This window comes from Candidatus Acidulodesulfobacterium sp. H_13 (genome assembly GCF_048541835.1).
Taxonomy (GTDB): Bacteria; SZUA-79; SZUA-79; order Acidulodesulfobacterales; family Acidulodesulfobacteraceae; genus QIJE01.
Window position 1 is genome coordinate 852,353 of sequence record NZ_JBLEOY010000001.1, and the last position, 24,146, is coordinate 876,498.

The 24,146-nt window shown below is 38.2% G+C and carries 23 protein-coding genes; 10 read left to right on the plus strand and 13 right to left on the minus strand.

What is annotated here, in order from left to right; all coding sequences use genetic code 11:
• The 6 genes from amrA to ACMCNP_RS04210 form a co-directional block, all read right to left on the minus strand.
• Nucleotides 1–543: an AmmeMemoRadiSam system protein A gene (amrA, locus tag ACMCNP_RS04185; protein ID WP_419314218.1), complete on the minus strand. Its 543-nt coding sequence runs from the start codon at nucleotides 541–543 to the stop codon at nucleotides 1–3.
• Between the two features lie 31 nt (nucleotides 544–574).
• Complete coding sequence (locus ACMCNP_RS04190) at nucleotides 575–997, minus strand: OsmC family protein (protein ID WP_419314221.1); 423 nt, start codon at nucleotides 995–997, stop codon at nucleotides 575–577.
• Nucleotides 998–1,014: 17 nt separating this feature from the next.
• Nucleotides 1,015–2,043 carry an NAD(P)H-dependent glycerol-3-phosphate dehydrogenase gene (locus ACMCNP_RS04195; RefSeq protein ID WP_419314225.1) on the minus strand — a complete coding sequence of 343 codons (1,029 nt, stop codon included), beginning with the start codon at nucleotides 2,041–2,043 and terminating at the stop codon, nucleotides 1,015–1,017.
• Nucleotides 2,044–2,075: 32 nt separating this feature from the next.
• Nucleotides 2,076–4,505 carry a DNA gyrase subunit A gene (gyrA, locus tag ACMCNP_RS04200; protein ID WP_419314227.1) on the minus strand — a complete coding sequence of 810 codons (2,430 nt, stop codon included), beginning with the start codon at nucleotides 4,503–4,505 and terminating at the stop codon, nucleotides 2,076–2,078.
• Nucleotides 4,506–4,584: 79 nt separating this feature from the next.
• Entirely contained in the window at nucleotides 4,585–5,586 is a 1,002-nt protein-coding gene (moaA, locus tag ACMCNP_RS04205; RefSeq protein ID WP_419314230.1) for a GTP 3',8-cyclase MoaA, read from the minus strand.
• 17 nt (nucleotides 5,587–5,603) lie between these two features.
• Nucleotides 5,604–8,000: a penicillin-binding protein 1A gene (locus tag ACMCNP_RS04210; protein ID WP_419314232.1), complete on the minus strand. Its 2,397-nt coding sequence runs from the start codon at nucleotides 7,998–8,000 to the stop codon at nucleotides 5,604–5,606.
• Between the two features lie 204 nt (nucleotides 8,001–8,204).
• Between ACMCNP_RS04210 and ACMCNP_RS04215 the strand changes: the two genes are divergently transcribed.
• Nucleotides 8,205–8,621 carry a hypothetical protein gene (locus ACMCNP_RS04215; protein WP_419314235.1) on the plus strand — a complete coding sequence of 139 codons (417 nt, stop codon included), beginning with the start codon at nucleotides 8,205–8,207 and terminating at the stop codon, nucleotides 8,619–8,621.
• Nucleotides 8,622–8,756: 135 nt separating this feature from the next.
• Entirely contained in the window at nucleotides 8,757–9,272 is a 516-nt protein-coding gene (locus ACMCNP_RS04220; RefSeq protein ID WP_419314237.1) for a HEAT repeat domain-containing protein, read from the plus strand.
• 21 nt (nucleotides 9,273–9,293) lie between these two features.
• Here the strand turns inward: ACMCNP_RS04220 and ACMCNP_RS04225 are convergent, their stop codons facing one another.
• Nucleotides 9,294–9,662, minus strand: a complete 369-nt coding sequence (locus ACMCNP_RS04225) for a DUF488 domain-containing protein (protein ID WP_419314239.1) — start codon at nucleotides 9,660–9,662, stop codon at nucleotides 9,294–9,296.
• Nucleotides 9,663–9,717: 55 nt separating this feature from the next.
• Complete coding sequence (locus tag ACMCNP_RS04230) at nucleotides 9,718–10,575, minus strand: mechanosensitive ion channel family protein (RefSeq protein WP_419314242.1); 858 nt, start codon at nucleotides 10,573–10,575, stop codon at nucleotides 9,718–9,720.
• Nucleotides 10,576–10,661: 86 nt separating this feature from the next.
• On the opposite strand from ACMCNP_RS04230, the gene ACMCNP_RS04235 reads away from it, so the two are divergent.
• The gene (locus tag ACMCNP_RS04235; protein WP_419314245.1) at nucleotides 10,662–11,981 is read left to right on the plus strand and encodes a replication-associated recombination protein A; all 1,320 of its coding nucleotides are present in this window, start codon (nucleotides 10,662–10,664) and stop codon (nucleotides 11,979–11,981) included.
• Nucleotides 11,982–12,002: 21 nt separating this feature from the next.
• Here ACMCNP_RS04235 and ACMCNP_RS04240 read toward each other — a convergent pair whose 3' ends face one another.
• Nucleotides 12,003–13,346 carry a penicillin-binding protein activator gene (locus ACMCNP_RS04240; RefSeq protein ID WP_419314248.1) on the minus strand — a complete coding sequence of 448 codons (1,344 nt, stop codon included), beginning with the start codon at nucleotides 13,344–13,346 and terminating at the stop codon, nucleotides 12,003–12,005.
• A gap of 463 nt (nucleotides 13,347–13,809) precedes the next feature.
• Here ACMCNP_RS04240 and topA point away from each other — a divergent pair, with 463 nt between their 5' ends.
• Nucleotides 13,810–16,215, plus strand: a complete 2,406-nt coding sequence (gene topA / locus ACMCNP_RS04245) for a type I DNA topoisomerase (protein WP_419314251.1) — start codon at nucleotides 13,810–13,812, stop codon at nucleotides 16,213–16,215.
• Between the two features lie 5 nt (nucleotides 16,216–16,220).
• Here the strand turns inward: topA and ACMCNP_RS04250 are convergent, their stop codons facing one another.
• On the minus strand, nucleotides 16,221–16,355 hold the full coding sequence (locus tag ACMCNP_RS04250) for a hypothetical protein (RefSeq protein WP_419314253.1): 135 nt from the start codon (nucleotides 16,353–16,355) through the stop codon (nucleotides 16,221–16,223).
• Here ACMCNP_RS04250 and ACMCNP_RS04255 point away from each other — a divergent pair.
• A complete protein-coding gene (locus ACMCNP_RS04255) occupies nucleotides 16,340–17,083 on the plus strand; it encodes a HAMP domain-containing protein (RefSeq protein WP_419314255.1) in 744 nt (247 codons plus the stop codon). The genes ACMCNP_RS04250 and ACMCNP_RS04255 overlap by 16 nt on opposite strands.
• On the opposite strand, the gene ACMCNP_RS04260 is transcribed toward ACMCNP_RS04255, so the two are convergent.
• The 3 genes from ACMCNP_RS04260 to ACMCNP_RS04270 all read right to left on the minus strand — a co-directional run bounded on the left by ACMCNP_RS04260 (nucleotide 17,084) and on the right by ACMCNP_RS04270 (nucleotide 19,412).
• A complete protein-coding gene (locus tag ACMCNP_RS04260) occupies nucleotides 17,084–17,794 on the minus strand; it encodes a YggS family pyridoxal phosphate-dependent enzyme (protein WP_419314258.1) in 711 nt (236 codons plus the stop codon).
• Between the two features lie 121 nt (nucleotides 17,795–17,915).
• Nucleotides 17,916–18,776 carry a pyrroline-5-carboxylate reductase gene (proC, locus tag ACMCNP_RS04265; RefSeq protein ID WP_419314260.1) on the minus strand — a complete coding sequence of 287 codons (861 nt, stop codon included), beginning with the start codon at nucleotides 18,774–18,776 and terminating at the stop codon, nucleotides 17,916–17,918.
• A 57-nt stretch (nucleotides 18,777–18,833) separates the two neighbouring features.
• The gene (locus ACMCNP_RS04270; RefSeq protein WP_419314263.1) at nucleotides 18,834–19,412 is read right to left on the minus strand and encodes a Maf family protein; all 579 of its coding nucleotides are present in this window, start codon (nucleotides 19,410–19,412) and stop codon (nucleotides 18,834–18,836) included.
• A gap of 117 nt (nucleotides 19,413–19,529) precedes the next feature.
• Here ACMCNP_RS04270 and ACMCNP_RS04275 point away from each other — a divergent pair, with 117 nt between their 5' ends.
• The 5 genes from ACMCNP_RS04275 (at nucleotide 19,530) to sucD (ending at nucleotide 24,134) form a co-directional block, all read left to right on the plus strand.
• Entirely contained in the window at nucleotides 19,530–20,528 is a 999-nt protein-coding gene (locus ACMCNP_RS04275; protein ID WP_419314265.1) for a cation diffusion facilitator family transporter, read from the plus strand.
• A 91-nt stretch (nucleotides 20,529–20,619) separates the two neighbouring features.
• Entirely contained in the window at nucleotides 20,620–21,459 is an 840-nt protein-coding gene (locus ACMCNP_RS04280) for a fumarate hydratase (RefSeq protein WP_419314268.1), read from the plus strand.
• Nucleotides 21,460–21,475: 16 nt separating this feature from the next.
• Nucleotides 21,476–22,042, plus strand: a complete 567-nt coding sequence (locus ACMCNP_RS04285) for a Fe-S-containing hydro-lyase (RefSeq protein ID WP_419314270.1) — start codon at nucleotides 21,476–21,478, stop codon at nucleotides 22,040–22,042.
• A gap of 35 nt (nucleotides 22,043–22,077) precedes the next feature.
• Nucleotides 22,078–23,256, plus strand: a complete 1,179-nt coding sequence (gene sucC / locus ACMCNP_RS04290) for an ADP-forming succinate--CoA ligase subunit beta (protein WP_419314272.1) — start codon at nucleotides 22,078–22,080, stop codon at nucleotides 23,254–23,256.
• A complete protein-coding gene (gene sucD, locus ACMCNP_RS04295; RefSeq protein WP_419314274.1) occupies nucleotides 23,253–24,134 on the plus strand; it encodes a succinate--CoA ligase subunit alpha in 882 nt (293 codons plus the stop codon). Before sucC ends, sucD begins: the two co-directional genes overlap by 4 nt.
• Nucleotides 24,135–24,146 lie beyond the last annotated feature (12 nt).

Here is a 24,146-nt window from a genome sequence, read left to right on the forward strand (position 1 = left end):
TTATTCTCCAAAAACAAGAGCGGAAAATGTAAATATGTCCGCCCCGGTTTTATAAGCATCGGAAGGGAGTCCGGCTTTCATGGAGACTGCCTCTAAAAATCCCTTTTTATTCATATTGTGTTCAACGGCAACTTGCGGAAGCAAAACCCCGCGATACTGTCCTTTAATAAAATATAAACCGTGTCTTCCTATTTCTATATCGTCAAAATTATCTATCTTTTCAAGCGGGGTTAAAACGGATATCTCTATTTTTATATTTTGAAGTTCCGAATCTTTTAACGGGATAAATCTATGGTCGTTAAATGCCGCTTCTTTTGCCATATCGTAAACATTTTGATATATCTGCGTGTTAAAATTAAAATTTCCTATACATCCCCTTAATTGCTCGCCTCCCGTTTTCAACGTAACAAAAACCCCCGATTTAATCTTAAGATTATCGGTAAGTAAAGACGTCAACTCTTTTAAGTCGCCACCTTCAATAGCTCTTCTTGCTATCTTCAGTAAAAGCGATTTTTCATTTTCAGTCAAATCAAAATTTTTCATATTAACCGCCCTCTAATCATTATTTATTATTTTAGCAGTTTTCTATTCTATATGACCATTTTATATCAATTGCGCCCTTCAACATCGCCCAAACGCTACAATATTTATCCTTTGATAATTCTATGGCTCTTTTTACCGCCTGCTCTTCGATATTCTTACCCCTAATCGTATAAATTATCGTAATTTTGGTGAATACGCGGGGGTGTGTATCTGCTTTTTCGCCGGTAACGCTAACATTATAATCAACTACATTCTGTCTTTTTTTCTTTAAAATGGAAATTATATCCATGGAGCTACACCCGGCAAGACTTACAAGTATTAAATCCATGGGTCTCATTCCCTCTCCGCTACCGCCTGATTCCTTAGACGTATCAAGTAAAATCGAATAACCATTGTTCTCGTCCGAATATGCGCGGAACCGTAAATCTTCAAGATATTCTAATTTTATTCCCATAACCGGCCTCCTTAATTTCACTTTTCAATAAATTCGTCTTTTATATCTCTTTCCAACAATCTCACTATTGCATCTGCAGGCTTAAGCCCTTCAAAAAGAACGGAATAGACAACGTCCGTTATCGGCATATATATATCCCTTTCCTTGGCTATCTTATGGACGGATTTTGCCGTTGCAACGCCCTCAGCGACCATTTTCATTCCGCTTAGAATGGAACATAATTTCTCACCCTTACCGATTCTTATTCCCACGGTCATGTTTCTGCTTAAATTAGACGTTGACGTAAGCATTAAATCTCCAAGACCTGACAGTCCGGTAAATGTTCGCCTATCCGCCCCAAGTGCCTCGCCGAATCTTGTCATTTCGACTATTCCCCGCGTTATAAGCGCAGCCCTGGCATTATTACCCAACCCGAGTCCGTCGGAGATGCCGGCTGCAAGGGCAATAATATTTTTAACAGCGCCTCCGAGTTCGACGCCCTTGACGTCGTTCAGGGTATATATTCTAAAATTTATTATATTTTTAAAAAAAAATTTTAATTCATCTAAAATTTTATCATTAAAAGAAGCTACACAAACAGCCGTAGGAAGATTCTTAGAGACCTCAACCGCAAAACTCGGACCGCTTAAAACGGCATACCTTTCTAATACAGAGGTGCCCAATATGCCCTCAAATACCTTATACGGCAGGTTCATGGATTTATCGCCCAATCCCTTTGCCGTATTAACGAATATATAATCACTCAGATTAAATTTATTCTCATACTTTTTAATATCTATCAGGATATTCTTGAGTGCACTTGAAGGAACTACGAGGAATATAATTCGACAGTTCTTAAGGACGGCTTCATAATCGTCCGTTATTATGATATTTTCGTCTAAAAATACCCCCTTTAAATAATATTCGTTATATCTTTTCGCTTTTAATTCTTCCGCAAACTCTTTGCTTCTGCATTTTAAGTAAATCTCCGGGGCAAATTTCGCAAAGTTCACCGAAAGCGCCGTTCCAAAACTACCCGAGCCTATAATGCCAATTGGTTCCTTCATGTTATATTAATCACATTAATGTTTTATTATTCCTACATGTCGTCATTTACATCGTTTACGGATACCATCGCGCTCACGACCCTTTCGTCTTCATGGAGGTCTACCAATTTTACGCCCATAGTATTCCTTCCGATACTTCTCAACCTGGACTCGTTAATTCTAATTATCTTGCCGTTAGACGTAATCAGTATTATATCATTATCTCCAGATGCTTTAAGGACGGAAACCACATGACCGTTTCTCTGTCCGGTTTTAACGGCGATTATGCCCTTTCCACCCCTGCTCTGCTTTCTGAACTCCGTCATCTTTGTCTTTTTGCCGTAACCTTTTTCGGTAATAGCAATGAGATAGTCATTCTCGGAAGAAAGCAAATCCATGGAAACGACGAAGTCGTCCTCGGAAAGTTTTATTCCCCTGACACCCATCGTTCCCCTGCCGAGCGTTCTAAAACTGTCAATATCCGCACAAAGAGACTTACCGGTTCTTGTTGCTATTACCGCAAGCTGATTTTGTACGGCGCTATCCGTTATACGAGTACTTATAACCTCGTCGTCGGCTTTTAGTTTTATAGCTATTAACCCGTTTTTTCTAATATTTGCAAATCTATCTAAAGAAATTTTGATAATCTGTCCCTTTTTTGTAGCAATAAAAACGGAATAATTCTTATCAAAATCTCTAATGGGGAATACCGACGAAACCGACTCGTTTTCCTTTAATCCTATAAGATTTATTATCGGCTTTCCTTTAGATGTTTTGAGCGTTTCCGGTATATTGTAAACGTTTAATTTATAAGCATTACCTAAATTTGTTATAAATAAAATAGCGTCGAGCGTATTAGCGCAGAATGAGTTTGCGACAAAATCCTCTTTTTTGGATTTTATACCGGTCTGTCCCTTCCCGCCTCTATTTTGAGCCTTAAACGTAGCCAGTTTTGTTCTTTTTATATAGCCGTTTTCCGTTAACATGACTATCATTGCCTCGTTATGGATAAGATCGGTAATAGTTACTTCGTTCTCCTCTTTTACTATTTCCGTCTTTCTTTTATCGCCGAATTTGTCCCTGATAAGCATAAGCTCTTTTTTTATGACATCTTTTATAAGTTTTTCGCTGCCCAAAAGCTCTTTCAGTTTTTCGACTTTTTTAAGCACTTCCTCATATTCTTTAACGATACGATCCCGTTCTAAATTGGTAAGTTTCTCTAATTTTAAATCAAGAACGGCGCGAGCCTGAATATCGGAAAAACCAAACCTTTCCATAAGACCTTCTTTGGCGGCAGCCGGAGATTTAGAGGCCTTTATGAGATCTATAACTTCATCAATATTTTGTACTACTATTTTAAGTGCCTCTAATATATGGAGGCGCGCTTCGGCCTTCTTTAATTCAAATATAGTCCTCTTTATAACTACCTCTTTTCTAAAGTCTACAAAGAGAGAGATCATATCCTTAATATTTAATATTTTGGGCTGATTGTTGACTATAGCAAGAAAAATTACGCCGAATGTCTCTTCAAGTTGGGTATGCTTAAAAAGGTTATTCATTACGACCGTCTCATTCGCGTCCCTTTTTAATTCTATCACTACTCTTAATCCTTCTCTATCGGATTCGTCCCTGAGATCCGATATTCCTTCTATTTTTTTTTCTTTAACAAGTTCGGCTATCCGTTCTAATATTTTTGACTTATTTACCTGATAAGGTATCTCCGTGATGACTATTTTAGATTTTTCAAAATGATGTCTAGCCCTTACCTTGACAAGCCCCCTTCCAGTATTGAAATAATTATTAATCCCGGAATATCCGTAAATTATTCCGCCGGTAGGAAAATCTGGACCCTTGATTAAAGATTTTAATTCATCTATTCCGCAGTCCCGATTATCCATAAAATAAAGCGTAGCGTCTATTGATTCGACAAGATTATGCGGAGGAATATTGGAAGACATCCCTACGGCGATACCGGATGAACCGTTAATGAGCAGGTTTGGAAACTTGGCCGGCAAAACAGACGGTTCTTTTAACGAACCGTCGTAATTGGGAGTAAAATCTACCGTTTCATAACCTATATCGTCTAATAAAAACGATGTAAGTTTTGTCATCTTGATTTCGGTATATCTCATAGCCGCCGGAGGATCTCCATCTATCGAACCGAAATTTCCCTGACCGTTTACGAGAGGATATCTCAATGAAAAATCCTGCGCCATTCTGACAATAGAATCGTATACCGCCACGTCGCCGTGCGGATGGTATTTACCTATAACGTCACCGACTATTCTCGCGGATTTTTTATAAGACTTGTTAAAATCATTGCCTATTTCGTTCATGGCAAAAAGAATCCTTCTGTGAACGGGCTTTAACCCGTCTTTAACCTCGGGAAGCGCCCTTCCTATAATTACGCTCATTGCATAATCGAGGTATGACTGCCTCATCTCGTCTTCGATATTAATATTAATAATCCTCTTCTGTTCCAAAGCTCCTCCTTTAGTTAAACCATTACTGTCGCCGTTCTATTCTATAAAGCATGTCTCTGATAAACGCAGTGTAATGCTGCTACCCGCCTATTTGATTCATAAAATTATTAGCCCACAATAAAGATTTCCGTTGTTTAGCCTTCTCTTTAAAATTATGTTTATATTTCTTTAATTGAACGATATCTAAAATTTTTTCAAAAGCCGCTTCGTCATCCTGTTCCGTAAGAATTTCCCTTATGCCATATTCACTGTCGTAAAAAAGGCAAAGCCTTAGATTGCCTAACGCCGTAAGTCTCAATCTACTGCAGTCTCCACAAAAATGCTCTGATAAAGGGCTTATAAATCCGATAACCGCCCTGCCGTCCTTGAAACCAAACTCCTTACTAACCGAATTTCCGGCGGTAGGCGGTATCGGATTAAAATCATCAAACTCCGACCTTATTTTCTCTAATATTTCCTTAGACGTTATGGTATCTGTAATATTTCCGCCTATAGGCATATATTCTATAAATCGTAGATTAAGATCAAGTTCCCTCGCAAAGTAGATAAGATCAATTATTTCATCATCGTTTATGCCTTTTATTAAAACAACATTTATCTTTATCGGATCAAAACCGATTTTTTTGGCAAGATTTATACCGCTTAAAACATCTTTTAACTCGCCCGTTCTCGTAATACGGCGAAACCTGTCTTCCCTTAAAGAATCGAGACTGACGTTGATCCGCTTAAGACCGGCTGTATAAAGTTCCAAAGCATATTTTTCCAAAAGAGTTCCGTTCGTAGTCATGGAAACATCGTCTACCCCTTCTGTCTTGCCGATGCTTTCGACTAAACCCGTCAAACCTTTTCTGACCAAAGGTTCTCCGCCGGTGATCCTTATCTTGCTAACTCCATGATTCGACAGAATCTTAACTAACCTTAAAATAACTTCATAAGAAATTATTTCATTATGACTCAACAGTGAAATACCATTTTTCGGCATACAATAAACGCACCTCAAGTTACACCTATCGGTTACACTAATTCTTAAATATGTGATATTCCTGCCGTAAGCATCTTTTAATGGCTTAAACTCATTCAAAATCTATCATCCTCAAATTAAAACAACCCAAAAAACAAATGCGGATTGTTAATCTTTTTTTGTCTTTTCACGGAAGTAGGCTCCGTCCCCGCAACGTAAGGCATGAGCATGGGGTCTTTATAACTTGAATCGGCAATTAAACCGGTATACGGATTAATTACCGCAAATACCACTCCCTTAGGTATGGCAAATGCTTCTGGAGGGTAAACACTCAGGGTTTTTGACATGTAAGACTTCCAAATCGGAGCAGCGGTAATGGCCCCGACCATAAATCTTCCCATAGAATGAAAATCATCCCTGCCCGTCCAGACTCCGGTTACCAAAGAAGACGTATATCCGACAAATACTCCGTCCCTGTACTGGCTTGACGAACCCGTTTTCCCTGCAACGTAGGGCGTGATATCTCTTATTTTAGAAACCGTGACACCCGTTCCCATAGTAATAACCTTTTCTAACATATTAGTAAGGATATAAGCAACCTGTGGAGATAAAATCTGCTTACATTCAGGTTTGTTATTATAAAGGATTTTACCGCCCGGTGTTAGTATTTTAATAATAAAAACCGGTTTACATTCTTTTCCGGAATCGGCAAAAGCCGTATAAGCGTTAGTCAGGTCTATGAGCCTTACGCTTGAAGAACCCAATGCCATAGTTAAATTCCTTACTACATGATGAATTCCCATTTTATTAGCTAAATTCGCTACTTTATTTACTCCGACTTTCTTAAGAAGCTTCACGGCAACAACGTCTATAGAATGAGCAAGACCTATTAAAAGGGTAGTAGGGCCGGTAAACTTTCGAGAAAAATTACGGGGTTTGTAATATTTACCCCTGACGCCGGTCGGATATATTACCGGGGTATTATTTATGATAGATGACGGCGTATAGCCAAGGGTAAGGGCTTCGGCATACAAAATAGGTTTGAAAGCGGAACCCGTCTGCCTCTTAGCGTAAATAGCCCTGTTAAACTGAGTATGACTAAAATCATAACCCCCGACCATTGCCCTTACATACCCGTTTTTAGGATCAATGGAAACCAATGCCCCTTCTATGACGTCTTTTTCTTCTAAAGAAAAAATCGGCGCAAGGTTACTATTGTAACCATCAAATTTGACTAATATCTCATATCCGGGCTCAAGAGCCTGGTATGCGCTACTAATAGTTCTGTAAGCAAAATAAACATAACGTTTAAAATGAGACGCCCATCTCATATTGGATACCGGCAAAATACCCCTGAACTTTCCGACCGCAACATACACGGCCTGACCGTTTTTGGAAATTCCGGTGACAAAACCCTTATAAATGCTACCTTTGCTTAAAAATTTTACGAGACTCTTTTCATCGTCTATTTTTTTTAACATTTCCGCATAATTTAGTTTTTGCAATGGCCCGGTATAACCATATTCGTGCGAGAGCTTCGTGAGACCGCTTTTTACCGCCTCATCCGCATATTTCTGCGCTCTTGCGCTTAAAGCGGCATATATCTTAAAATCTCCTTCTTCATAGACGGCCTTGCCGTATTTATTTATAATATCCTGTTTGATATATGCGAGATAGTATGGGGCAACACCATAATATTTAAAAAAATTATAAAGAACAATCTTTGTGTTATAGGCGATTTTAGCCCGAGCCGGAGTTATAAAACCGTCCTTTGCCATCTGCTCCAAAACATATTTCTGCCTTCTCTTTGCATACTTAAAATGAACATACGGGTCTAAGAATGAGGGGGCTTGCGGCAACCCTCCGAGCATGGCGGCCTGTGCGAGATTGAGTTTCCCGACTGGAATACCGAAGTATGTGAGGGAAGCGGCTTCGACCCCGTATGCATTGTCACCTAAGTATATTTGATTAAGATAAATATCTAAAATATCGTCCTTCGATAAATGGTTTGCTATACGGTAAGCCAAGATAGCCTCCCTGAGTTTCCATGCATACGTCCTTTGATACGGGACAAGGAGGGTTTTTGCCACCTGCTGGGTTATAGTAGAACCGCCCTCGACGATGCGTCCCGCCGCAAGATTAACCACGAAAGCCCTTGCGATTGCTCTATAATCAAGCGGACCTTGATTGTAAAAATTCTTATCCTCCGCCGCTAAAAAAGCCTCTTTGACCTGCAAGGGTATATCGGAAGACGGTACCACTTCCCTATTTACCGAACCCAAATAACCTACAAGTTTTCCACTTGCCGAATATACGTAATTAACCTGTCGAGGGTGGTAGTCTTTAAGGGAAGTAATATTAGGAACCGAGGATGCAAGCAGAAGATACAATATGACTAAAATTGCTACTGGGGCTAATATTAAAATGGAAATTACGGTTAAAACTATTTTAGCCAGTGTCTTTTTTCTTTTTTTTGGCTTATTTCTATTTTTACCACCCTTACCATTCTTGTTAGCGGATTTACTTACGGGCATAAGTTTAAACTGAACTAATTTATAAATTTAATTAATCATTAAAGTAAACAGTGATAAATAATCACTTAAATTTTTTACCTGCTTTTATCATTATACAATATTAATTTTAAGTTTAAAAGTTTAAGGTACGAAACCGGTTGATTCAATCGTTTTTTCTATTCTTCATATGATATAATATAAAAAATCATAAATATGGAAGGAAAGATGCCTTATAAAGTAGATACGGTTGCCTTTTCCGGTCTTTTAAAATGGGAGGAGGTCGAAAACCTGGTTGGCCACGTCAGAAATTCCGACTCATTGTGGAATTATGCCTATACCCAGCTTGGCGACGAAAGGGGAGAGTTGGATTCGGACAAAGCTGCCGAGTTCATCAAAAAAAGAATGGAAGAAATAAGAAAGTTAGACGAAATTTGCGGATGGTTTTATGTCCATATGAAAGAAAATCCTTCCATAATAAAGGTTTATCATCCAAGCTTATCCTGCGGCTTTTGCTCAATGGCCAACCCCTTGCCCTGGATAATCATTTCCACCGAAAAACTTGAAGATATAGCTGACTTGGAATCTTATAAGCCTATCGAAAAAACGAAAAAAAACAAGGGAATATTTAAAATATTCGGCTGATTGCCAGATAGCTAAAATAAAATCGTTGTACCCTTCATATACTAAAATCACGTAAATTATGCGGTATAATTAGAAATAGATGAAAACTAAATTATATCGACTGATAAAAATGTTTTAAATAAATTAAGGGTTGAGATGACCGAAGGCGAGTTTGTCAATATTTTAAAAACGGGAAGTTTTAAAGAGCGATTTGATGCCGTAAGTAGGATAAATCCCATTTATCTTACTCATGCTGCAAGCGATAAAGATAGAAATATAAGATACAAAGTCACATCAAGAATACCCGCGGAAAATTTGTCGCTTCTTATAAACGACCCATACAAAGAAATCCGTTTAATAGCGGCAAAAAGGATTGATGCGAAAGAGTTGCCTAAAATGATTAACGATAAATCGTTTTGGGTGAGACACGCCGCCGCCGAAAGGATCGATGAATCGTTTTTACCCTCGCTTATGGATGACAAAGAGCCCATAGTAAGAATTATGGTTGCGGAAAGAATAGGCAGGGAATATTTAAAGGATATGATTAAAGACGACGAAGCGTTGGTTAGAAAAGCGGTTGCAAAAAGAATTCCCGCGAAATACCTTCCCCTGTTACAAAACGACGTTAGCGAAAGCGTTAAGAATATCGTCTCGAAAAGACTTGATAAATAAACGATACGTACAAATTACTGCTTATTTCATGTGAATTTTGTCAAGAATAAATTCTTTCAGGACCGCGGCATTGTTGTTTATTTCATCTTTTAGACCATACAGCAGGGTTATATTTTTATCGCCCGCTTTAATAAATTCGGATATTTGCATTAATGAATTGTCGGATTTAGATTCGGAAAGTTCTATGAAATATCTTCTCTTAAATTCATTAAAATCTATTGCCGCCGAATGGTATAATTTTCTTAATTCGTCAGAGGGAGCGATATCCTTAAACCAGAAGTCTATCTCGACTTTTTCCTTGCTTATTCCTCTCGGCCATAGCCTGTCAACCAATATTCTTATGCCATCTTTATCCGACGGTCCTTCATAGACCCTTTTTGTACTTATCATATTTTTTCTTCGTGAACTACCCGACCGATTCGGAATATAATCAAAAACCGCAGAATTAATTTTTTTGATCGGTTTTAGAAATATCTAAGTTATTTTTAAATATTAGGTTGCGGATAGGAAACGGTATATCTATTTTATGCTTATCAAATCTCTTTGCGATTTCTATATTTATCTCCGTCAATACGACATGCCTGTTTATCGGAGTCGAAAGCCATATAATAAGCTCCAAATTATAAGTAAAATCTCCGAAAGAGGTGAACCATACGATAGGCTTCGGCTTCTTTAACACTTTATCGTTATTGCCTGCAATATCTTTTAGTATTTCAATCGCAAGGTCAATCTTGGAAGGGGCATATTCAATACCGATAGGCATACGTACCCTGATTTTGGGGTTGTTATGCGACCAGTTCACTACGTTTTGTGTAATAAAATTGGAATTAGGAACTATTACCTGTATATTGTCGCGCGTCGTAATCGTAGTACTTCTCGTTCTTATTTCGCCGACAATCCCTTCGAGCCCCCCAATCTCAACATAATCGCCTATCTTTATTGGGCGTTCGAATATTATGATAATGCCGGAGATAAAATTACTTATAATGTTCTGCATCCCGAAACTTAGACCTAAACCTACAACGCCGGCAAACACCGTAAGCGCCGATAAATTTATCCCTAAGACTTGGAATGCTATATAAAATCCGATGGCCAATAAGACTATCTTATTTATTTTTGTAACCGCATCCTGAATACCTCTGTCCAACTTAAGCTTGGAAAGAACCTCCCTTTTAAGAAATAAATTGGTGATAAAAACTAAAAGGTAGAAAGCGACTATTACCAATACGGCAAAAATAACGGATAAAAGATCAATCTTAAAACCGTGTATGGATATAATTTTGTCTCTTAAAAAATCAAACATAAGAATTAAATATTAAACGAATTAAATGATATAATTACATATAAGTTATAATTATATCATAGATATTACAGAGGTTAATTCTTTTTATGGATCTTTTTAACGCTAACGAAGGAAATTCTTTACCCCCGCTTGCCGAAAGGCTCAGGCCGAAAAGTATATCCGAATTTACCGGTCAAATGCATCTCCTCGGCGAAAATAAACCACTGAGAAATATGCTGGATTCTAAACTTATACGCTCAATGATACTCTGGGGCCCCCCGGGCAGCGGTAAAACTACCCTTGCGGGTATCATATCAAATACCTCCGGTTATGAATTTTATGCTATTTCGGCTGTTTCCGCCGGGGTTAAGGAATTAAGAGAAATAATCGATAAAGCAAATGTAAGCTTTAAACATTATAAGAATCCGATAATCGTTTTTATAGACGAAATACACCGTTTTAACAAATCTCAACAGGATTTGCTTCTGCATTCCGTCGAAAAAGGAAGCCTTCTGCTCATAGGAGCAACTACCGAAAACCCTTCGTTCGAAATAAACCCGCCTATTCTATCAAGAACGTCGGTTTTCACGCTAAATCTTTTGTCAAAAAGTGATTTGATTAAAATAGTGGAGCGGGCGTTAAACAGCGATGAAGTTTTGAGCAAAAGGAATATAACCCTGGAAAAAGACGCCGAAAGTACCCTGATTCGATATTCCGGAGGAGACGCCCGTATACTGCTAAACGCTCTTGAAATTGCGATAAGCCTCATAAAGCGCAGCGACGGGGACAAACAAATATTGACGGCAAAAATTATAGAAGAGGCATATCTTAGAAAACCTAAGTACGATAAAAGCGGGGAAGAACACTATAATACTATATCGGCTTTTATTAAGAGCATAAGAGGAAGCGACCCGGATGGAGCTATTTTTTGGCTTGCGAAGATGCTGGATGCAGGCGAAGATATCAAATTTATCGCAAGAAGAATAATAATTGTAGCATCAGAAGATATAGGTAATGCAGAACCGGAGGCACTGACTCTATCCGTAAGTTGTTTTAACGCGGTTAACGTTATAGGTATGCCGGAAGCGAGAATTATCTTATCGCAAACGGTTGCATTTCTTGCAAGTTGCCCTAAATCTAATGCGAGCTACGTTGCAATAGACGAGGCATTAAGGGATGTGAGGGATTTTCCGACGGCGACCGTTCCTCTTCATTTGAGAAATGCCCCGACAGAGTTCATGAAAAATGCAGGATATCATAAGGGCTATAAATATGCTCACGACTATAAAAATCATTTTACGGAACAAGAGTACCTCCCTGCCGAGCTTTCGTCTCGAACATATTACCGCCCCGAGAATATAGGTAAAGAAAAAGAAATCAGCGCCCGCTTAAAATTGCTGTGGGGGGACACTAATGGCCGACGGTAGGCATAATCAGGCTAATTTTAATTACTGAAACGGACTTTTGAGGACATAAATTTTATTATCTCTGTACTTAAAAAGGTAAAGCCCCTTTTTAAACTTATTGCCGCTTAAACGACTGATGCCGCATACGCCACTAAAAGACTTAACGCTTAGAATAGCGTCGTAAAAGGTATATACACGGTCTGCTTTCATTAAATATTGTACCTCAAACGGGGGCGGATTATTTGACGAACCGCTTGGGACTATCGCTTTGCGGTGAGAAAATGCTTCGGCTGCTTTAATTAGTATACCTCCGATATCGTAACCCTCTGCACTGAGTATATTGGGCATTTTGCCGTAATTATTTTGATATATGGAATCGAATTTTTTAACTACTTTATTATTATCGTATTTAAAAAATCCGTCGGTAAAAATTGCGTTTTGCATATAAAAACCATACTTTTCCATGAAATGTTCCGAATCAAACGGGCTTAAACCGAATATAGGAAATCCGGTAATATTATAATACATAAGTTGGGTCAGAATTAACCCTAATTTAGACGGGTTTCCGATTATAAAAAGCCCCTTAAACGGTATATGCGGCCTCACTTTCGTTATCCCGCGCATAAGGTCGAACGGAGTAACACCGAGCTGAGCCTCTTCGGCTTTCGATAAATGACCCTTTTTTAATTTGTTAAATTTAACGATCGAATGGAAATTATAAAAAAAATCAACCGTTTTATCGTTATACTCGGTACTATTTATGACATCAATGCCGTTTTTAGAGGAAAAATGCCTTATATAATCCATAAGTTTAGGTCCGTATCCGTTATGCGGATAAATAACCGAAATGTAATCTATACCGTTAGAAGCCGCATACTCTATCTCCGTTCTTATCTCCTGCTTTAAAGTCATTCCGTAGCTAAACGTAAAAGACGAAGCATCCTTCTTAGTCACAAACGGGGACGGAGTAATTACGGGGATCTTAAATTTAACGGAATTTGACGCAAAATATTTTAATTGGGTTGCAAATAGCGGTCCAATTACGGCACTAACACCTTTTTTAGACAGGGAATTAAATATATAGTTGATATCGGCAGCACCGGCATTCACAGGAAGATTGACCGTTACGTAATTTATCTTAGAACCGCCTTTATCGTCAAGGCTGAGAAGTAAACCGTTTATAAATTGTTTACTAAAATAAACAAATCTCCCTCTTGTAGGAATGACTACGGCTATTTTTAAAGTACTTTCTTTTCCGTAAGCCGAAGAAAGCGCGAATAAAACGGAGAGTATGAGAAAAACCGTCGCTATAAAAATCAGCGTAAATATAATCGGCTTGCCTTTTTGTTTTTTTATCCTTCCTATCGAGATTGAATACTCGGACATTTTTAAAAATATATAAATCGAATAAATTTATAATGTGTAAAAACATTTTAATTAGCTTGATTTTATCATATTATTGAAATAAATCATATTAATAATCAGGAAAAACTTAAACTATAAATGATTATCAGTTATACCTGTGGAATTCTTTTAACGGTTAAAGCTGGGGTGGATATAAAAAAACGTCATCGTATTTTAGGGTACCACGAAAACGATATGAGCAGTTTAATGAAAATCTTTATTGCACTTGTCTGACCCCATTCATCGGCAATAACCCAATAAAAATCGGTGAGAAAAAACATAACGACACTCAAAAATTCATAGTAGAAACTTTACAAAAAACAATATTGCTATTGACAATTTACTAAAACTAAGCAATATTAAACTTAATGTTAACGATACGGAAATCATGAAAGCATTTTCTATACTTGAGATAGAAAGATGCCCGGAGGGATTATAAAAAAATATGAAAAAACTTGTTCTTGTAGAATCTCCGTCAAAAGCGCATACCATCAATAAATACTTGGGAAAAGATTATATAGTCAAGGCCACGGTAGGACACATAAAAAATTTGCCTAAGAATTCTATTGGTGTAGATATAGAAAACGGATTCGAACCTAAGTATGAAATTATAAAAGGTAAAGAAAAAACAACCGGCGAGATAAAAAAATTAGCAAAAAACGCCGACACTATTTATTTAGCCCCAGATCCAGACAGAGAGGGCGAAGCGATAGCATGGAACATAAAAGAACTCATAGATGAAATAAAGGGTAAAAAGCCTGAGATAAAACGGGTTCTTTTTCATGAAATAACCAAAGATAAGGTTATAAAAGCCATAGAAAATCCTACGGAGCTAAATAAATCGATGTATGAATCCCAGAAAGCAAGAAGGATTTTAGACAGGCTTGTCGGTTATAACCTCAGCCCGTTTTTGTGGGAAAAAATCAGAATGGGGCTTTCGGCGGGAAGGGTGCAATCCGTGGCATTGTATTTGATTGCAGAAAAGGAAAGAGAGGTAAACAAATTCGTTGAAGAAGAGTTTTGGACGATAAGAGCTCTTTTTGACATAACAAATAAACATAAAAATACTAAAAAAACCGGTAAAGAGCAAGCGACCTTCGCCTTAAACATAGAAGGGGATCTTGTCAAGATAAACGGTAAAGAACCTAAAATAGAAAACGAAGGGGCGGCAACCGAATTAAAAACCGAGTTGCTTGAAATAGGCAAAAATTATTCCGTAGAAGAAATAGCAAAAAAACAGGTTGTCAGAAAACCGCCTTCTCCTTTTATAACAAGCACTCTTCAGCAAGAGGCGGCAAAAATACTGAGGTTCTCCGTTAAAAAAACTATGTCGGTAGCCCAGAAACTTTACGAAGGGATAGAGGTAGGCGAGGTAGAAGGCGTCAGCGGTAAATCTATGGGCCCTATAGGTCTTATAACCTACATGAGAACGGATTCTACGCGAATATCCTCCGAAGCGGAAGGGCATGTCAAAGATTTTATAGGCCGCATTTATGGTTCCGATTATCTGCCGGTAGGTACCGTTAAAAAAAAGAGTAAAGCCGGCGCAGACGCTAAAAAGGTTCAAGACGCACACGAAGCGATAAGGCCTACCAACGTATCGTTGGTACCGAAAAAAATTAAAGATTTTCTAACGCCCGACGAATATAAGCTTTATAACCTCATATGGACATATTTTACCGCATCTTTTATGAGCGTAAGTATATATGACCGGTATAGCATAACATTAAAGGGCATCGGCAGGGATTCGCAGAACGACAAAAGCAAAGAATATAGCTTTAGAACGACCGAAAGCGTATTGAAATTCGACGGATTTCAGAGAGTGATAAATGAAAACATACGGACTAAAACAGAAGATACAGAGAATGAAAAAAAAGAGGGTGATACCTTGCCGGCATTATTAAAGGTATTTGAGTTTCTTTCCGAAGGAGACCCCGCAGTTATAAAAAAAGTAGATACATTTCAACATTTTACCCTTCCTCCTTCAAGATACACCGAAGCAAGCTTGGTAAAAGCATTAGATGAAAACGGCATCGGGAGACCTTCTACATATCAGAGCATAATCTCAAACATAAAAAACAAGGATTACGTTACTACGACAACGGAAACGGCACTACGACGCTCGACGGAGCAGGCTAAAGCAACCTCGTCGCCTGCCAATGCCCCCAAAAAAGGCGGCTCAACATTAAAATTTAAGCCTACCGAGCTTGGTATCATCGTATCGGATATATTAAAGGCAGGCTTTTCGGACATAATAAATTTAAAGTTTACTGCAAACATGGAAGTTAAGTTAGATAATATCGAAAAGGGGTTGATGAGCAAAAATGACCTGCTTACCGATTTTTACGATAAATTTATGAAGAGCTTTAATGCAGCCAAAAAGAATATTAAAAATATAAAAGGAACTTCGGAGCCCACCGATATAATATGCGAAAAGTGCGGAAAACCCATGGTCATAAAGATGGGTAGATTCGGAAAGTTTTTAGCATGCAGCGGATACCCGGAATGTAAAAACACAAAGGAGATTGTAAAAGAAAATACCGATAACAGTGCGGCGATGGAAGAAACGGATGAAATATGCGAAAAGTGCGGAAAACCCATGGTCATAAAGATGGGTAGATTCGGAAAGTTTTTAGCATGCAGCGGATACCCGGAATGTAAAAACACAAAACCGGTACCAGTTAAGCATAATAAATCTAAAATATCTTGCCCGACCGACTGCGGGGGCTATTTAACGGAAAAACGAACAAAAAAGGGCAGGAGATTTTTCGGTTGCTCTAACTATCCCAAATGCGATTATGCAACATGGACATTACCTGCAGAAACTAAAAAAGAAACCGGCGAACATTAATAAAATTAAAATAAAGGAGGTGGTATTATGTCTATCGGCATCCTTACATTTATTAAAGATATTTCTATCAAAACTAAAATTATCGTTCCACTCGTTTTATTAGTCATTATTCCTATAGCGTTAATTGCATACAACTTCATACAACCTTCAGAGAGAGCTTACAATATCTCTGACTAAGCATGACGCCATAGTGACTGCAAAGACTGCTCTTTCAAGCCTTAATGCAATGATGCTAAACGGAACTATAATGAAAAAAACCGATAGAAAACAGCTTTTTTCCATTTATAAAAAAATACGGGGAGTAAAGGGGTTTAAGGTAATTAGGGGTAGTATTGTTAATTCTGAATTCGGCAAGGGACTAAAGGAAGAAGAACCAAATTCGCCTTTTGATAATAAAATCCTAAATTTCGACAAAACGCAGACAAAAATTATGTATAAAAACGGTGCACCGTCCGCACTTATGGTAGGGGTACCTTTTGTGGCAAAAACAAATTCAAGAGGAATAGACTGCATGACCTGTCATGTAAAAGCCTCCCCCGGGGATATTTTGGGGGGAATAAAATTAACATATTCCTTAAAGCAGCTTAGAAATTCTCAGAATGTTTTCACCGAAAATACTTTAATCATTGCAATAATTTCCATCATCGCAATTATATTATTTCTTTACTTTATTATAAACAGTGCCATAATTAAACCTATTGCTAAAATGTCAAGACTTGCGGACAAAATATCGAAAGGCAACTTTGAGGAAGAAATCGCCCATCCCAGAAACGATGAAATAGGTTCGCTTGCCAAATCTTTTAATCTAATGCAAATAAGCTTAAAAAAAGCAATGGAGCTTTTAAGTCACAGCAAAAATAAAAAATAATTAAATATTTTTTAGAGGGCGTTCGCCAAAAATAACGGTCCCGAGCCTTATTATCGTAGCGCCCTCTTCTATCGCATCCTCAAAATCGCTGGATGTTCCCATAGACAGAGTTGAAAGCTTTTCCCTGTACATGCCCTTGGCATTAACATCCTCAAGGATTTCTCTAAGCATCTTAAAACACTTTCTGCTACCCTTTCCAAACGGAGGCATAGTCATGAATCCCCTGAGATTTAAATTGCTTAAGTAATTTAAATCTTTAACCAAATCATATACCCCGTCTATTTTAACCCCGTTTTTGGTTTTCTCGTCCGCAACATTCACCTCTATTAATATATTCGCCACAATATTTTCCGAAGCAGAGCGGTCATTTAATCGCGTTGCAAGTTTAAGGCTGTCTATGGAGTGAATCAGATCGGTCTTGCCTATTATGTATTTGACCTTATTTTTTTGAACATGCCCTATAATATGCCAGCTTAGCCCCTTACTCATGAACCCTGTTAACGCCTCGTATTTAGGCAAAAACTCCTGAATATAATTTTCCCCAAAGACAGTTATCCCGCCGCCAAGCGCCTCTATAATCTCCCGCGTATTCCTTGTTTTAGATGCGGCAAGAACCGTTATGTCGGAAAAATTACGACCGCTTCTTGCCGCGGCGCTTTTTGCCCGCATAAGAACAGCGTTTATGTCTTCAGATATAGAACTCTTATGCATATGCCTCTACTTTGTTTTTATAATGTTTGTATCGTATAATTATACATAATAATACATTCTTATGATACAGCCTGCGTTAAATATCCGACTGTATAGTGTAATCGGGTTTTCTTATAAATTTTCAAATCAAGCCCTTGGCCCTTAAATATGCGGCATCAACTGCCGAATCGATAACGTATTTAATTCGTCCCTCTTCAAGTTTGGCGAGTCCGTATGCGGTCGTTCCTCCGGAAGAGGTTACCATATCTTTTAGCTCTTTCGTCGATGTTTTTGAAAATTCACTGCTGTTAAGAATTTCTGCAGACCCTAAGATAGTCTGCACGGATAGCGTTTTTGCAATTTCCTTTGGAAGACCTAATTTGACCCCTGCTTCTATTAATCCCTCTGCTATCAAAAAAATATAGGCCGGACCACTGCCGCTTAAGGCCGTAACCGCATCAAAGTATTTCTCATCCGCCATAACAACCTTTGAGGATGTCTCTATCAGTTTGACAATTAAACAGGCGTCCTCCTCAGAGGCGCTAACGTTGTGACAGATTACGCTCATACCCTTGCCTACCAAAGAATTTATATTCGGCATAACCCTAAATATTTTAAGGGGGGGTCTTTGCTTTGGATCCTTCAGCATTTTATCGAAAATTCTTTCAATAAAATCTATCTTAATTCCGCCTGCAATAGAAACAAAAACCGGCGGTTTTTTACCCTTAATAAAATTATTTAATGTCTGCGCCGAAACCTCAAGAACACTTTCAACGGAATATGGTTTAACGGCTATAAAAACCGTATCGCAGTTTTCTACGATTTCTCCAATACTGCTTAAAGCATTTACTCTCAAGTTATTCTTGACAAATTCGGTTCTTTCGTCGTCGGGATCATAAAAAAGAATCTTTATATTCGATTCCGAGTCTCTCATTCCCTTTATTAGCCCATATGCCATATTTCCGGCACCTATAAAACCGACAATTCGTTCTTTTGCAAGCATATACCCTCCATATTTTTGATATTATTGCTACATCTAATCCTTAAAATCGCCTATCGGTTAAATTAGACGAGATTCCCTTAAAATCGGAATCAGTTTCTGAACACATAATCCCAAAACATTTTCGAAAGAACCGGAATACGACTCTATAATTTCACCTTTATCTTGAATTCCATAACTTCCGGCTTTATCCATGGGAGAATGTTTATTTAAATATTTAACTATATCTTCCTTGCTTAACGGCTTTATTGCAACCGACGTCTTATCAAAAACCGTTTTACAAACACCGGTATTTTTATTTATTAAACAGGCGCCGGTATAGACGTAGTGAATTTTACCGGAAAGCCGGCTTAACGTTTTAACCGCGTCGTTGAAATCTTTCGGCTTGCCAAAGGCTTTTCCGTTAGAGTAGATAACCGTATCCGAACCGATTATGAAGCTATCCGGATAATCATCCTGTAAACTCGCGGCTTTTTTTAGCGCCAAATCGGAAGCAAAACATTCTATAGATATTGTTTTCTCATTAAACATCGGTTCGGCCGAAAGCCTGTGCTTCATACCAACGAAGTTAAGCCCTAATTTCTCAAGTAGATAAATCCTTCTTTTCGAAGACGAAGCTAATATTATTTTTTTTTCCATATATGTGCAAATTTTAATACTTCAATACTATACGATTATATAGTTTTTTCCGTGTATTTATCAACAGAATTAATAAATTAACTTGATTTTAGAATAATTGTATAATATTCTGTATGTATGTTGTCAATTGTAGAAAACACCGCAAACATAAAACCTGCTAAATTTACCAAGCATGCCGATGGCGAGAAACATGTTCATTCCCATTCATTGGGTTTAAACGGCGAATCTTTCAGATCGGAAAAAAACTTAAAAATAGCATTTTTTCTCACTATTTTTATACTCATTGTGGAATTTAGCGGCGCTATTATTTCTAAGAGTATGGCGTTGTATTCTAATTCCGGACATATCCTGGTAGATGCGTCGTCGCTTCTGCTTGCATGGTTTGCTCAAAAACAGATAAGAAAAATACCTAACGGAAAAAATACTTACGGCTATCATAGAATGGGGATATTAGCGGCTCTTTTAAACTCGCTTTTGCTTTTAATAATATCCGCAGTATTAATTTACGAAAGCTATCTGAGGCTCCTCCGTCCGGAAATAGTTAATTCGAAGATTATGATAATATTTCCGATAGTAAGCCTGTTCATAAATGTTTTAATAGGACTAAAAATTCATAAAGACATTCATAACAATTTAAACCTAAAGGGTTCGTTTTTCCACATACTGGGAGATTCTCTTATTTCCATAGCCATCATAGCCGCCGGAATAATTATTTACTTTACCGGATTTGATTATGTGGACCCGATAATGAGCTTGATTGTTTCGCCTATTATTGCAATAGGGGCATTTTCCGTTATAAACGAAACAATAAACATACTATTAGAAGGCGTCCCTAAGGAAATTGATTTTCTGAAGGTCAAAAACGAGATTCTTAAAGCACGGGGGGTGAAAGAAGTTCACGACCTTCACATATGGAGTATGTCGAAATCTTTTAGGCTATTAAGCGCCCATATTCTCATAGGGGAAAATATATCTAATTCATCGGATATATGCTGCATTATAGACGATATCCAAAAAACTCTCAAGGAAAAATTCGAAATAAACCATGTAGTAATACAACCGGAACTGACTATTTGCGACATGACAAATACTTTTTGCATCCATCAAAATGTTTAAGACAATCATAGACGGTTTATTTTTTACTTGAAATTATTTTTTAAATATGTAAAATATTACTAACATTAAATCTGAATGGAATACTTTGTGCATGAGGTTTATAACATCCGAGTCGATATCGAACACCGTTAAAAATTTAATAATCAGCTCAAGCATTAATTTGCCGGAAGATACCCGTAAAAGTTTAGAGTCAGCCCTCGAGAAAGAAATTTCCGAATCCGGAAAGACCGTCTTAAGTCAAATATTGCTGAATGCCGACATTGCAAAAATTGAAAATAAACCGCTGTGTCAGGATACCGGTCTTGCCGTATTTTTTGTAGAAATCGGTGCCGACGTTGCCGTTAAGGGTAAAAATTTAACCGATGCCATAAACGACGGTACAAGGGCAGGGTACTCAGAGGGATTTTTGAGAAAATCTACGTGTGATCCCTTGACAAGAAAAAATATCGGGGACAATACTCCGGCTATAATACATTATGACGTTACTGATGGTGATAGGCTTAAAATAATGTATTCTGCCAAGGGCGGCGGAAGTGAAAATATGAGTAAAATAAAAATGTTGCGTCCTTCGGATGGAAAAGACGGGATTATCGATTTCGTCGTTGAAACGATGCGGGCGGCGGGACCGAATCCATGTCCCCCCAATATTGTAGGAATAGGTATTGGCGGAAATTTTGAAAGGTCCGCTATTCTTGCAAAAAAATCTCTTTTTAGAGAGTTAGGCTCAAGAAACGACGACGACGAATTAGACGAAATGGAAAGAATTATCTTTGAAAAAGTTAACAATATCGGAACAGGTCCGATGGGTTTCGGAGGAATTTATACGGCGCTCGGCGTACATATAATTAAAGAGCCGTGTCATATAGCAAGTCTTCCCGTTGCCGTAAATCTCGGATGTCATTCGTACAAACACGACGAAACCGTTATATAACTTATATATAAACAAAATGAATATCAAAAAACTAAGCACTCCCCTTACCGATGATACAATATTGAGTCTGAGAACAGGCGATGAGGTATCTATAAGTGGAGAGATCTATACCGCAAGAGACCAGGCTCATTTTAGGTTGGTCAAGCTAATAGAGGAAAATAAGCCTCTGCCTTTTGATATTCAGGGACAAATTATTTACTATGTTGGACCCACCCCGGAAAGACCGGGCGAAGTTATAGGCTCGGCTGGACCTACTACAAGCTATAGAATGGATGCATATGCGCCCACGCTAATTAAACTCGGATTAAAGGGAATGATAGGTAAGGGCAAAAGATCTATCGAAGTAAGAGAAGCGATGCAAAAATATAAGGCGGTGTATTTCGGTGCCATTGGAGGGGCGGGGGCATTAATTTCCAAAACCATAAAAGATGCCAAGGTCATTGCATATGAAGACCTTTTATCTGAAGCCGTCCGTAAACTCTTGGTCGAAGACTTCCGCGTCGTCGTCATAAACGATGCATACGGCGGAGACTTATATGAAGACGGAAAAAAACAATACGAAAACAAATATATTGCTAAATAGAATTAATTAAACTCTAACGCATATTTATCGTTATTATGGACATTCACGAATATCAGGCAAAAGAACTTTTGAACAACTGCGGCATTAAGACTCTTAAGTCTATCTTGTGTCGTAACCCTGAAGAAGTATACAAAGCTTATCAGACATTGTCGTCTTCGCTCGTTGCCGTAAAGGCTCAAGTTCACGCAGGCGGAAGAGGAAAGGCCGGCGGCGTTAAGATAGTAAAATCTGCCGACGAGGCTAAATTTATTGCCGAAAAAATGATAGGCATGAATCTAATTACTAAACAAACAGGAAAAGAAGGAAAAATAGTGAAAAAGGTCCTCGTAGAAGAGGGGGCCGCAATAGTAAAAGAGTATTATCTGTCCGTTACGATAGACAGAAAGATATCGTCTGTCGTGTTTGTCGTAAGCGCAGAGGGGGGCATGGAGATTGAAGAAGTATCTGAGAATGCTCCCGAGAAGATTTTAACCGTTTCAATCGACCCGATGCACGGCATAAAATCCTTTCACATACTCAAAATGCTTTTGTTCCTCGGCATTAAAAAAAATCTTTACAATGATTTTTCTAATCTTATAAACCTTTTATACAACGCTTTTGTTAAAGAAGATATGTCGATGCTTGAAATTAATCCGTTGATTCTAACTGAAGCAAACCTGTTTATCCCATTGGACGCTAAAATAATATTAGATGATAACGCATCCATAAAACACCCTTATTTTAGCGACTTTATAGACGAAGACGAGGAGGAGCCCTTAGAGGTTAAAGCAAAAAGCGTTGGACTTAACTATATAAAATTGGACGGAAATGTTGGATGTATGGTGAACGGCGCAGGACTTGCCATGGCCACAATGGACACCATTAAGGAGTTTGGGGCGATGCCGGCCAATTTTCTTGATGTAGGCGGAACGGCCAATAGTAAGAGGGTAGAGACGGCATTTAACATTCTTTTGTCCGACAAAAACGTCAAGGGTATATTTATTAATATATTCGGCGGGATCGTCAAGTGCGATATGGTTGCGGAAGGGGTTATCGCCGCAGCTAAAAATATCGGATTAAAATTACCCGTCGTCATAAGATTGGAAGGCACTAATGCAGAAACTGCTGCAAAATTAATCGATAATTCCGAAATGAACTTTATAGTAGGAAAAAGCCTTGCGGACGGAGCCAAAAAGATTTCGGATATAGTTAATAAAACAAAAACGAATTTATGAGTATACTGATAAATAAAAATACCAACGTATTGGTTCAGGGAATTACCGGAAAAGAAGGATCATTTCATACTTTAAAATGTATCGAATACGGCACAAACATTATTGCGGGCGTTACCCCGTTTAAGGGCAAAACATTATTTAACGAATCCATACCTGTTTATAATACGATAGAAGAGGCAAAAAAAGAGTGCAAAAAGATAGATGCAACGATGGTTTTTGTTCCTGCCGGCTTTGCCGCTTCAAGCATAATAGAGGCAATAGAGGCAGAAATTCCGCTCATAGTTTGCATAACGGAGGGCATACCGGTAATGGATATGCTGAACGTCAAAGCCGCATTAAATTGCTCTAAATCTATTATGATAGGGCCGAATTGTCCCGGAATTATTACCGCAGACGAATGTAAAATCGGCATTATGCCCGGATTTATTCATAAAAAAGGTAAGATAGGTGTTTTATCCAGGAGCGGCACGCTCACGTATGAAGCGGTGAACCAGATTACTAAAGCAGGGTTCGGCGAAACTACCTGTATAGGCATCGGAGGCGATCCCATAATAGGTTCTTCCTTTACTGACTTTTTAAAGCTGTTTGAAAGAGATCCAGAAACAGAAGCGGTAGTCATGATTGGAGAAATAGGGGGGACCGCTGAAGAAGAGGCTTCGGAGTTCATTAAGAACAATATGAAAAAGCCCGTTGTGGGATTTATTGCCGGTAAAACTGCTCCTGCGGGTAGAAGAATGGGGCATGCCGGCGCAATAATCTCCGGTGGCAAAGGAACCGCCCCCGAAAAACTTAAAACTATGGAAACAAATGGAGTATATATTGCCGATAATCCCTCAGTAATTGCCGAAACGCTTAAGAAGGCTCTAAAACTTCATTAACCAATAAAACTT

Bases quoted from the DNA above. Each gene is read 5' to 3' on its own strand.
- amrA (WP_419314218.1), bottom strand. From the start codon at position 543: ATGAAAAATTTTGATTTGACTGAAAATGAAAAATCGCTTTTACTGAAG.
- ACMCNP_RS04190 (WP_419314221.1), bottom strand. From the start codon at position 997: ATGGGAATAAAATTAGAATATCTTGAAGATTTACGGTTCCGCGCATAT.
- ACMCNP_RS04195 (WP_419314225.1), bottom strand. From the start codon at position 2,043: ATGAAGGAACCAATTGGCATTATAGGCTCGGGTAGTTTTGGAACGGCG.
- ACMCNP_RS04210 (WP_419314232.1), bottom strand. From the start codon at position 8,000: ATGCCCGTAAGTAAATCCGCTAACAAGAATGGTAAGGGTGGTAAAAAT.
- ACMCNP_RS04215 (WP_419314235.1), top strand. From the start codon at position 8,205: ATGCCTTATAAAGTAGATACGGTTGCCTTTTCCGGTCTTTTAAAATGG.
- ACMCNP_RS04220 (WP_419314237.1), top strand. From the start codon at position 8,757: ATGACCGAAGGCGAGTTTGTCAATATTTTAAAAACGGGAAGTTTTAAA.
- ACMCNP_RS04225 (WP_419314239.1), bottom strand. From the start codon at position 9,662: ATGATAAGTACAAAAAGGGTCTATGAAGGACCGTCGGATAAAGATGGC.
- ACMCNP_RS04230 (WP_419314242.1), bottom strand. From the start codon at position 10,575: ATGTTTGATTTTTTAAGAGACAAAATTATATCCATACACGGTTTTAAG.
- ACMCNP_RS04235 (WP_419314245.1), top strand. From the start codon at position 10,662: ATGGATCTTTTTAACGCTAACGAAGGAAATTCTTTACCCCCGCTTGCC.
- ACMCNP_RS04240 (WP_419314248.1), bottom strand. From the start codon at position 13,346: ATGTCCGAGTATTCAATCTCGATAGGAAGGATAAAAAAACAAAAAGGC.
- topA (WP_419314251.1), top strand. From the start codon at position 13,810: ATGAAAAAACTTGTTCTTGTAGAATCTCCGTCAAAAGCGCATACCATC.
- ACMCNP_RS04250 (WP_419314253.1), bottom strand. From the start codon at position 16,355: ATGAAGTTGTATGCAATTAACGCTATAGGAATAATGACTAATAAAACG.
- ACMCNP_RS04260 (WP_419314258.1), bottom strand. From the start codon at position 17,794: ATGCATAAGAGTTCTATATCTGAAGACATAAACGCTGTTCTTATGCGG.
- proC (WP_419314260.1), bottom strand. From the start codon at position 18,776: ATGCTTGCAAAAGAACGAATTGTCGGTTTTATAGGTGCCGGAAATATG.
- ACMCNP_RS04270 (WP_419314263.1), bottom strand. From the start codon at position 19,412: ATGGAAAAAAAAATAATATTAGCTTCGTCTTCGAAAAGAAGGATTTAT.
- ACMCNP_RS04275 (WP_419314265.1), top strand. From the start codon at position 19,530: ATGTTGTCAATTGTAGAAAACACCGCAAACATAAAACCTGCTAAATTT.
- ACMCNP_RS04280 (WP_419314268.1), top strand. From the start codon at position 20,620: ATGAGGTTTATAACATCCGAGTCGATATCGAACACCGTTAAAAATTTA.
- ACMCNP_RS04285 (WP_419314270.1), top strand. From the start codon at position 21,476: ATGAATATCAAAAAACTAAGCACTCCCCTTACCGATGATACAATATTG.
- sucC (WP_419314272.1), top strand. From the start codon at position 22,078: ATGGACATTCACGAATATCAGGCAAAAGAACTTTTGAACAACTGCGGC.
- sucD (WP_419314274.1), top strand. From the start codon at position 23,253: ATGAGTATACTGATAAATAAAAATACCAACGTATTGGTTCAGGGAATT.